1 protein-coding gene and 1 pseudogene are annotated in these 859 nt (G+C 36.3%); one reads left to right on the top strand and one right to left on the bottom strand.

Annotated elements, in window-relative coordinates; genetic code table 11:
• Window positions 1–130: pseudogene (gene ybcW / locus ACTHSL_RS12795) on the bottom strand (protein YbcW); the annotation flags it as partial.
• Between the two features lie 243 nt (window positions 131–373).
• On the opposite strand from ybcW, the gene ACTHSL_RS12790 reads away from it, so the two are divergent.
• Window positions 374–826: a DUF1398 domain-containing protein gene (locus tag ACTHSL_RS12790; protein WP_223248938.1), complete on the top strand. Its 453-nt coding sequence runs from the start codon at window positions 374–376 to the stop codon at window positions 824–826.
• Window positions 827–859: the final 33 nt, after the last annotated feature.

Here is an 859-nt window from a genome sequence, read left to right as displayed (position 1 = left end):
CCAGAGACACCTTATGTTCTATACATGCAATTACAACATCAGGGTAACTCATAGAAATGGTGCTATTAAGCATATTTTTTACACGAATCAGATCCACGGAGGGATCATCAGCAGATTGTTCTTTATTCATTTTGTCGCTCCATTCGCTTGCTCTTCATCTAGCGGTTAAAATATTACTTCAAATCTTTCTGTATGAAGATTTGAGCACGTTGGCCTTACATACATCTGTCGGTTGTATTTCCCTCCAGAATGCCAGCAGGACCGCACTTTGTTACGCAACCAATACTATTAAGTGAAAACATTCCTAATATTTGACATAAATCATCAACAAAACACAAGGAGGTCAGACCAGATTGAAACGATAAAAACGATAATGCAAACTACGCGCCCTCGTATCACATGGAAGGTTTTACCAATGGCTCAGGTTGCCATTTTTAAAGAAATATTCGATCAAGTGCGAAAAGATTTAGACTGTGAATTGTTTTATTCTGAACTAAAACGTCACAACGTCTCACATTATATTTACTATCTAGCCACAGATAATATTCACATCGTGTTAGAAAACGATAACACCGTGTTAATAAAAGGACTTAAAAAGGTTGTAAATGTTAAATTCTCAAGAAACACGCATCTTATAGAAACGTCCTATGATAGGTTGAAATCAAGAGAAATCACATTTCAGCAATACAGGGAAAATCTTGCTAAAGCAGGAGTTTTCCGATGGGTTACAAATATCCATGAACATAAAAGATATTACTATACCTTTGATAATTCATTACTATTTACTGAGAGCATTCAGAACACTACACAAATCTTTCCACGCTAAATCATAACGTCCGGTTTCTTCCGTGTCAGCACC

It is taken from the genome of Neisseria sp. P0008.S010, from assembly GCF_051962715.1.
GTDB classification, from domain to species: domain Bacteria; phylum Pseudomonadota; class Gammaproteobacteria; order Burkholderiales; family Neisseriaceae; genus Neisseria; species Neisseria elongata.
The sequence above is the reverse complement of the archived record's forward strand: the minus strand, read 5'-3'. Positions and strand labels throughout refer to the sequence as shown.